At 50.4% G+C, this 8,254-nt stretch carries 7 protein-coding genes and 1 tRNA gene; 7 read left to right on the forward strand and 1 reads right to left on the reverse strand.

The window, feature by feature from the left end:
* The 3 genes from AC2JC8_RS09185 to ribD form a co-directional block, all read left to right on the forward strand.
* Window positions 1–2,189 (forward strand): GH116 family glycosyl hydrolase (locus tag AC2JC8_RS09185; RefSeq protein ID WP_484594585.1); only part of this gene is annotated, 2,189 nt, incomplete at its 5' end.
* Complete coding sequence (locus AC2JC8_RS09190) at window positions 2,186–2,674, forward strand: DUF3122 domain-containing protein (RefSeq protein ID WP_484401575.1); 489 nt, start codon at window positions 2,186–2,188, stop codon at window positions 2,672–2,674. The genes AC2JC8_RS09185 and AC2JC8_RS09190, both read left to right, overlap by 4 nt.
* A complete protein-coding gene (ribD, locus tag AC2JC8_RS09195) occupies window positions 2,675–3,772 on the forward strand; it encodes a bifunctional diaminohydroxyphosphoribosylaminopyrimidine deaminase/5-amino-6-(5-phosphoribosylamino)uracil reductase RibD (protein WP_484594586.1) in 1,098 nt (365 codons plus the stop codon). It begins immediately after the preceding gene.
* A gap of 163 nt (window positions 3,773–3,935) precedes the next feature.
* Here the strand turns inward: ribD and AC2JC8_RS09200 are convergent, their stop codons facing one another.
* Window positions 3,936–4,328: an ion channel gene (locus tag AC2JC8_RS09200; RefSeq protein WP_484594587.1), complete on the reverse strand. Its 393-nt coding sequence runs from the start codon at window positions 4,326–4,328 to the stop codon at window positions 3,936–3,938.
* 170 nt (window positions 4,329–4,498) lie between these two features.
* Between AC2JC8_RS09200 and ftsH the strand changes: the two genes are divergently transcribed.
* The 4 genes from ftsH (at window position 4,499) to AC2JC8_RS09220 (ending at window position 8,122) form a co-directional block, all read left to right on the forward strand.
* Entirely contained in the window at window positions 4,499–6,391 is a 1,893-nt protein-coding gene (gene ftsH, locus AC2JC8_RS09205; protein WP_484401571.1) for an ATP-dependent zinc metalloprotease FtsH, read from the forward strand.
* A 20-nt stretch (window positions 6,392–6,411) separates the two neighbouring features.
* Window positions 6,412–7,359 carry an ornithine carbamoyltransferase gene (gene argF, locus AC2JC8_RS09210; protein WP_484594588.1) on the forward strand — a complete coding sequence of 316 codons (948 nt, stop codon included), beginning with the start codon at window positions 6,412–6,414 and terminating at the stop codon, window positions 7,357–7,359.
* Between the two features lie 48 nt (window positions 7,360–7,407).
* A complete protein-coding gene (gene lexA / locus AC2JC8_RS09215) occupies window positions 7,408–8,031 on the forward strand; it encodes a transcriptional repressor LexA (protein WP_484401568.1) in 624 nt (207 codons plus the stop codon).
* Between the two features lie 18 nt (window positions 8,032–8,049).
* Window positions 8,050–8,122 (forward strand) — tRNA-Ala (locus AC2JC8_RS09220).
* Window positions 8,123–8,254 lie beyond the last annotated feature (132 nt).

Genomic DNA, 8,254 nt, shown 5'->3' on the forward strand with positions numbered 1-8,254 from the left:
CAGCCCATGGCCTTGCCGTAAAGCCCACTATTGATGCATCAAACCCAGAAGCGGGTGAACCACTTTCAGCCTGGAGCTGGTATCCAGCCAGCAGCGCAAAACAGAGCACCGGCACTTACAGCGCTCGCTATCCATTCAGCTGGTTTAAATATTGCGATGTTTTTAAAACAGAGGTGGAATGCGAAAGTTTTAGCCCAATAATCCCTGGAAACTATCGCGATACCAGCCTGCCTGTAGCGGTATTTCGTTGGCATTTTAAGAATCCAAGCCGTAAAACTTTAAAACTCTCGTTGTTACTGAGCTGGCGCAACACACTCAACTGGTTTAGCAACACAGATCCCAGCGCTGAGGTGCATTTCCGTGATGATGGCAGCCCAGAACATTCCTATTTACCAGCCATTGGCCGTAGTGAAGGTCAACGCAACCGCTGGATTGATAGCGATGGCGTGCATGGAATTCTGCTGGAAGGGGAACGCCACAACCCGATCGCTGAGGGGGAAGGCCAATGGTGTTTAGGGGTGGGAGAACTGCCGCCGGGAGTGGAGTTAATGCGTTGCAGCCGTTGGGATCCCCATGGAGATGGCGCTGAAATTTGGAACCGATTCAGCGCTGATGGCTCTATTCCGCAAAGTAATAACGATCGCCGCAGCGGCAGCAACGATCCCCTTAGTTGTGCCATGGCCTTGAGATTTGAACTAGCCCCGGGGGCCGAGCTTGAAATCCCCCTTGTGATGAGCTGGGATTTACCCGTAACGGCTTTTGCCTCTGGCTGCCAAGCTTTTAGGCGTTACACCGATTTTCATGGCAGCGATGGCACAAATGCAGCTGCTATCGCCACTGAAGCTCTGCAGCAATGGCCCCATTGGAAGCAACAAATAGAAGCCTGGCAAGAACCGGTGTTGCAACGCCAAGATCTGCCAGAACCGCTGCGGATGGCTTTATTTAATGAGCTTTACGACCTAACCAGTGGCGGCACTTTATGGACCAACGCCAGTAGTGATGATCCAGAAGGCAGATTTGGGGTTCTGGAATGCCTCGATTACGCCTGGTACGAAAGCTTGGATGTGAGGCTTTATGGATCCTTTGCGTTATTGCAACTTTGGCCGGCCCTTGATAGGGCGGTATTACGTAGTTTTGCCCGTGCAATTCCAGCGGTAGATAGCACCCAAAGGCCTATCGGCTGGTATTTCACCCAAGGCAAAGGTCGAGTGGAGGCCGATCGCAAAGTAGCGGGCGCCACTCCCCATGATTTAGGAGCACCGAATGAACGTCCATTTGATGCAACCAATTACACCGCTTATCAAGATTGCAATCTATGGAAGGATCTAGGTAGCGATTTTGTATTGCAAGTATGGCGCACCTATAAGTTGGCGCCCGATGGCAAAAATATCAACTTTCTTGCTCAATGTTGGCCGGCTGCTGTAGAGGCACTAACCTATCTAAAAGGTTTTGATATTAATAATGATGGCCTGCCCGATAACGGCGGTGCTCCGGATCAAACTTTTGATGATTGGGCCCTAAAAGGGGTTAGCGCCTACTGCGGCGCGCTTTGGATTGCAGCTTTAGAAGCGGCTCTCGCAATGGCACAAACATTAAGTTTGGAGTTGGGGCTTGATACGGCGTTGGAACAACGTTTATTTGGCCAATGGTTGAGTCAATCCCGCAGCAATTTCGACATACTGCTGTGGAATGGTGATTACTACAAAATTGATGCTGAAAGTGGTACCCCTGTAGTGATGGCAGATCAACTCTGCGGCGACTTTTATGCAAGGTTGCTGGGATTGCCCCCTGTTGTGAGTGATGCCAACGCCCGCAGTGCATTAAAAGCAATTAAAGAAGCCTGTTTTGATAGCTTTGAAGGCGGCAAACTAGGGGTAGCAAATGGTTTAAAGCGCGACGGCAGCCCCCTCGATCCCAATGGCACCCATCCTCTTGAAGTGTGGACTGGGATTAATTTTGGTTTAGCTGCTTATTATCGATTAATGGAAGGTAGCAATACCGCCTTAGCTATTTGTAATGCCGTAGTAAATCAGGTATACAACGGAGGCATGCAATTCCGCACTCCAGAAGCACTCACTGCAAATAACACCTTCAGGGCTTGTCATTATTTACGTGCCATGGCGATCTGGGCCCTTTGGGCCACCCATACCCAATGGCAATTAATTCCTGGGGCTGATAAAAAACCATGAATAAACCTAATTTGTTTGCAGTTGTAATTGCTTTTTGTTTAATACTTTGGCCGCTGGCACCTGCGCAGGCGCAAATTCAAAGTCATAACGATGGCAATGGTGCGCCAGTGCTACGCAGCATTGAGAGTTTGCGGGATCTTGATTATCAAGCCTGGCAATTAGTTGCCTATCGAGAGGGGCTTCCAGGGGGGCCGCTGCGATTAAGGATTGTGGGTTATCCAGGCAAGGTGCGTTTAAATCACCCCACTGCTTTGCAGGTGCAAAGCGGCGAAAAAAATTGGAATTTAGCTGATATCACCCTCGAAAATCCAACCCTCAGCAGTGATAGCCGCGATGCTGCTGCTGAATTTGATCTGGAACCACTGCTAAGCAGCTTGAAAAAAAATCGCCCTTTGCGGCTAATTCTGCCTGGTGTGTTCACAGAACTGCCAGTGCCACCTTTTGTGGTGCAGGAATGGCGCCAATTACCAAACCAACCCCTCTAAATGGCGGGCCAATGGCTTGATCGCCTCTGGATGGATAGGGCCCTGAGGCTGGCGGGATTAGCTGATGGGCTCACAAGCCCAAATCCATTGGTGGGGGCAGTGGTACTAAGTGCTGCTGGTGAATTGGTGGGGGAGGGATATCACCGCAAGGCAGGGGAAGCCCATGCCGAATTGATGGCATTGCAACAGGCTGGTGAGAAGGCAAATGGCGGCACGCTTTACGTAACGCTTGAGCCCTGCTGCCATCAGGGCCGGACGGCCCCTTGCACAGCTGCGGTGCTGGCATCTGGGGTGAGGAGAGTTGTGGTAGCGATTGCAGATCCAAACCCGTTAGTGGCAGGAAAAGGCTTAACGCTGCTGCGTGAGGCGGGCCTTGAAGTTGAACTTGGCGAAGGGGCAGAAGCAGCGCAGCTACAAAACAGTGCTTTTTTGCATCGCATCAATACAGGCAAACCAGAAGGCATTTTGAAATGGGCCATGAGCCTCGATGGCCGCACCGCCTTGCCCAACGGAGCAAGCCAATGGATCAGCGGCCCTGAAGCGAGAAGCTGGGTGCATCAATTGCGCAGCCGCTGTGATGCGGTGATCGTTGGCGGCGGCACCGTAAGGGCAGACAACCCCCTGCTTACAAGCCGTGGCCGGCGCACACCTGAACCGCTGCGGGTGGTGGTTAGCAGGGAATTAAATCTCCCCCCAAATGCCCAACTATGGAACCAGGAATTAGCGCCCACCCTGGTGGCCCATGGCCCTGGAGCAGCAGCAGAAAAAATCGCCTTACTAGATCAGTTGGGAATAGAAAGGCTGCCACTGGATCAATGCGAACCACAACAACTGATGGAGGCTCTAGCTAGCCGCGGTTGCAATCGGGTGCTTTGGGAATGCGGCCCCGAGTTAGCAGCGAGCGCCATAGGGCAAGGCTGCGTTCAACATATTGCAGCTGTTATTGCACCAAAACTATTAGGTGGCATCGCCGCATGCACCCCCCTGGGAGATTTGGGACTCAGCAGTATTCCAAACACATTTGAGCAAAAATATTCAGCCAAAAGCCTTCAGGTACTGGGCCAAGATCTACTTTGGCAAGCACAAATCAAAAGTTAATATACATAACACATATAAAATATACCAACATTTTATGTTCGTATATTTTAGCGCATCTCTTCAAGCGATTCCTCAACCTCGGCGCTGGTTTCACTGGCGGCAACCATTGCAATCAACAAACCCATCACAACCGCTAAATACAGTGGCCCAACAACTGCAACGATCACCGATAACATTTCCCCAGGGTGATTATTGCAACTATATCGCCAAACCCAACCGTGGATAAATAGCTAAAAGCAAAATAATTTAAAGATATGAAATCAATCTTTGAACTTGAAATACCAGAGGAAACACCAGAAGTAATGGCATGCAAACTGCCGGGAATCAAATCTTCCATAACATTAAATACGATTCCAGTGGCAAGGCCGAGCATTAAGTAACCGGCGATTGCCCCCTGCAAACCCTTAAAGCCACCGGAGGTTAATAATGCCTGGTCGATTATTACCGCAAAACTAATTATTAGGTAAATGCGGTCAGCATAATTTGCACGTTTAGGAGCCTTATTACTGCTCGCCTCATGCCCAGCAGCTAAACCAACCAGCAGCAGCAAAGCCAACAGCATGAATCCGCCATGGGTTAGGGGCGAGCCAGCGGCGGCGGCAACATAAAGATGCTGAGCAGCCCCAAACAGGTCGAAAGCAAAGCCCAATAGAAGCGATGGTGAGGTATCAACACCCAAGGGCGGCACAAGGGCCCTTAGCTTGGTTCACATCAGCACCGATGGCTATGGCCCTTCGCCAGGACGACAACAGCCCCAACAAACGCTTTGGGGTGATCAACCTGGTGTTGATTGGCCTCGGCGTAATCCTTCTGATCAGTAGTTTCTTGCCAAACCAGGGCCTGCAGCAGGTGCCTCGGGTTCCCTATTCCCTTTTCATTAACCAAGTAGACGATGGCGCCGTTAAAAGGGCCTTCATCACCCAAGACCAAATTCGTTACGAACTAGCAAACCCAGTGGAGGGGGAACCTGCAGTACTTGCCACCACTCCGATATTCGACATGGAATTACCCCAACGCTTAGAGCAGCATGGGGTTGAATTTGCAGCATCACCGCCCAAAAAGCCAAGCATTATCAGCACAATTTTGAGCTGGGTAGTGCCACCACTCATTTTTATTGTTGTGTTGCAATTCTTTGCCCGTAGGGCAATGGGCGGCGGCGGCGGCGCTCAGGGAGCCCTTAGTTTCACTAAAAGCAAAGCAAAAATATATGTTCCAGATGAACAATCAAGGGTAACTTTTGCAGATGTTGCTGGTGTTGATGAAGCAAAAGCAGAACTCACAGAGATAGTTGACTTTCTCAAAAAACCTGAGCGCTACACCGAAATTGGTGCGCGGATTCCAAAAGGTGTATTGCTGGTAGGCCCTCCTGGTACCGGTAAAACATTGCTTTCTAAAGCGGTAGCTGGAGAGGCCGATGTGCCCTTCTTTATAATTTCTGGATCTGAATTTGTTGAATTATTCGTTGGTGCCGGCGCAGCTCGCGTGCGCGATTTATTTGAACAGGCCAAAAAGAAAGCGCCGTGCATTATTTTTATTGATGAACTAGATGCAATTGGTAAAAGCCGTTCCGGTTCAATGGGTGTTGTTGGCGGTAATGATGAAAGGGAGCAAACCCTCAATCAGCTGCTCACCGAAATGGACGGCTTTGCTTCACAAGACAAGCCTGTAATTGTGATTGGCGCAACAAACCAGCCCGAAACTCTTGATGCAGCACTTTTAAGACCCGGCCGTTTTGACCGCCAAGTGTTAGTTGATCGCCCTGATCTTTCTGGCCGCTTAACGATTCTGCAAATCTATGCAAACAAAGTAAAACTGAATGAAGAGGTTGATCTTCAAAAGATTGCAGCTGCCACCAGTGGCTTCGCTGGTGCTGATTTAGCCAACCTTGTAAATGAAGGAGCTCTGCTAGCGGCTCGCGCCTATCGCAAAACCGTTGAACAAGCAGATCTAAATGAGGCGATTGAACGGGTGGTAGCCGGCCTTGAGAAACGCAGCCGTGTTCTACAAGACGACGAAAAGCGCGTAGTTGCTTACCACGAAGTAGGCCATGCAATTGTTGGGCACCTCATGCCAGGCGGTAGCAAAGTTGCAAAAATTTCGATCGTTCCAAGAGGTATGAGCGCCCTTGGCTACACACTGCAATTACCAACAGAAGATCGTTTCCTTAATTCACGTGAAGACCTTCAAGGTCAAATCGCCACCTTGCTTGGCGGACGCTCAGCAGAAGAGGTTGTGTTTGGCAAAATCACAACAGGCGCCGCAAATGATCTTCAGCGGGCCACCGATATCGCAGAACAAATGGTGGGTACTTATGGCATGAGCGATACCCTCGGCCCCCTCGCCTACGACAAACAAGGTGGCAATCGCTTCCTTGGGCAAGGCAATAACCCCCGACGGGTGGTTAGTGATGCCACGGCGCAAGCAATTGATAAAGAGGTGCGAGCCTTAGTTGATAGGGGGCACAACACCGCCCTAGATATTCTGAATTCCAACCGTGAATTACTTGAAAGTATTGCCCAACGAATACTTGAAAAAGAAGTAATCGAGGGTGATGAACTCAAAGATTTTCTTGCCAGCAGCACCCTACCCCTTGACGCTGGGGCCCTTAATCCCGCATAAGGGTTCTTTGGGCTTAGCTGATGTTGATCAGCCAGCGCTACCCCGCCCTTGGGGAGCTTCAAGGTAAGGATTTTCTTTCATCAGCCCAGATCACTGCTGAGCAAACGCGTGAGTTGTTGGAACTTGCCGCTGATTTAAAAAGCGGCAAATTACAAATTGATCTGGTCGGCAAAACCTTAGGTTTAATTTTTAGTAAAGCTTCCACCCGCACAAGGGTTAGTTTTTCTGTAGCAATGGCAAGGCTTGGCGGCCAAACCCTTGATCTAAACCCTTCTGTAACCCAGGTGGGCCGGGGTGAGCCGATTGCAGACACGGCAAGGGTATTAAGTGAATATCTTGATGTTTTGGCAATTCGCACCTTTGCGCAAGCGGATTTGGAGAAATACGCTCACTGGGCATCTATCCCAGTAATTAATGCCCTCACAGACCTTGAACACCCTTGCCAAGCATTAGCTGATTACCAAACCCTGCAAGAAAATTTTGGCGAGCTGAAGGGTCTCACCCTTTGTTATGTGGGAGATGGCAACAATGTGGCCCATTCATTGATGTTGTGCGGCGCGTTGTTAGGCGTAAATGTGCGGATTGGCTGCCCAAAGGGATTTGAACCCAATGCTGATGTTCTGAAACAAGCAAGCCATATTGCGGCCGGAAAGTGTTTGATCGAAATAGTGCACGATCCAGAAACTGCCGCCAGAGGAGCCCATGGTCTTTACACAGATGTGTGGGCATCTATGGGACAAGAGGAGGAAAAAGAGAACCGGGAACAAGCTTTTGATGGATGGTGCCTCGATCAAAAACTGCTTGATCTAGCAGATCCAAATGCCATCGTTCTGCATTGTTTGCCCGCTTATCGAGGGCTTGAAATCAGCGCTGAGCTGATGGAATCCAAATCCAGCCGCATATTTGATCAAGCCGGCAATCGCCTTCATGCTCAGCAAGCCCTTTTAGCTGCGCTACTTGGAGGCTAGACAAAACCAACACAATGCGGTACACCTGTATTAGCAACTTTTTACGCATTGGTTGATTCAGCGCCGCAAGAGCTCACCAGCGCCCAGCAAGAGCTTTACAACTGGCTGAGTGGATTTATTAGCGAAAATCGCCACAGCCCTTCCATCCGGCAAATGATGGCTGCGATGGGGTTGCGTTCACCTGCGCCAGTGCAAAGCCGTTTGCGCCACCTACAACAAAAGGGCTGGATTACCTGGAAAGAAGGCCAAGCCCGCACGTTGCAACTTTTAGGTGAAGTGCCAAATAGCATGGCAATACCAGTGCTTGGCAGCGTTGCCGCCGGTGGATTGGTGGAAACTTTCCATGATGTGGAAGAACATTTAGATCTGCAACCACTGCTGGAACGCCGCGGTTTATTTGCCTTAACCGTTAACGGCGACAGCATGGAAGATGCCCATATTGCCGATGGTGATGTGGTGCTAATGGAACCGGTGCAGGAATTGAACCGCCTTAAGGCTGGCACCATCGTTAGCGCCCTGGTAGCAGGCAGCGGCACCACTTTGAAGCACTTCCATCTGGAGGGAAATCAAGTGCGCCTTGAGGCTGCGAACCAGCGTTATTCAGCCATCACCTTGCCCGCAGAACAGGTGATAGTGCAAGGAAAACTAGTGGCTGTGTGGAGGCAGGTCTGAGGTGTAAGCTCAGCTGACGGGGCCATAGCTCAGCTGGTAGAGCACCTGCATGGCATGCAGGGGGTCAGCGGTTCGAATCCGCTTGGCTCCATCCCCACTCCCCAGGCCAGGCCTGGGTTTTTTAATGTTTGGCGCAGCCAAGGCAGGTGGTCAGATGCACCCAGATGCAACCATTTACCCTTGTTTGGCTCACGATTTGGCGCATGATTAGGGCACACCAGAA

Source organism: Synechococcus sp. (genome assembly GCF_982614295.1).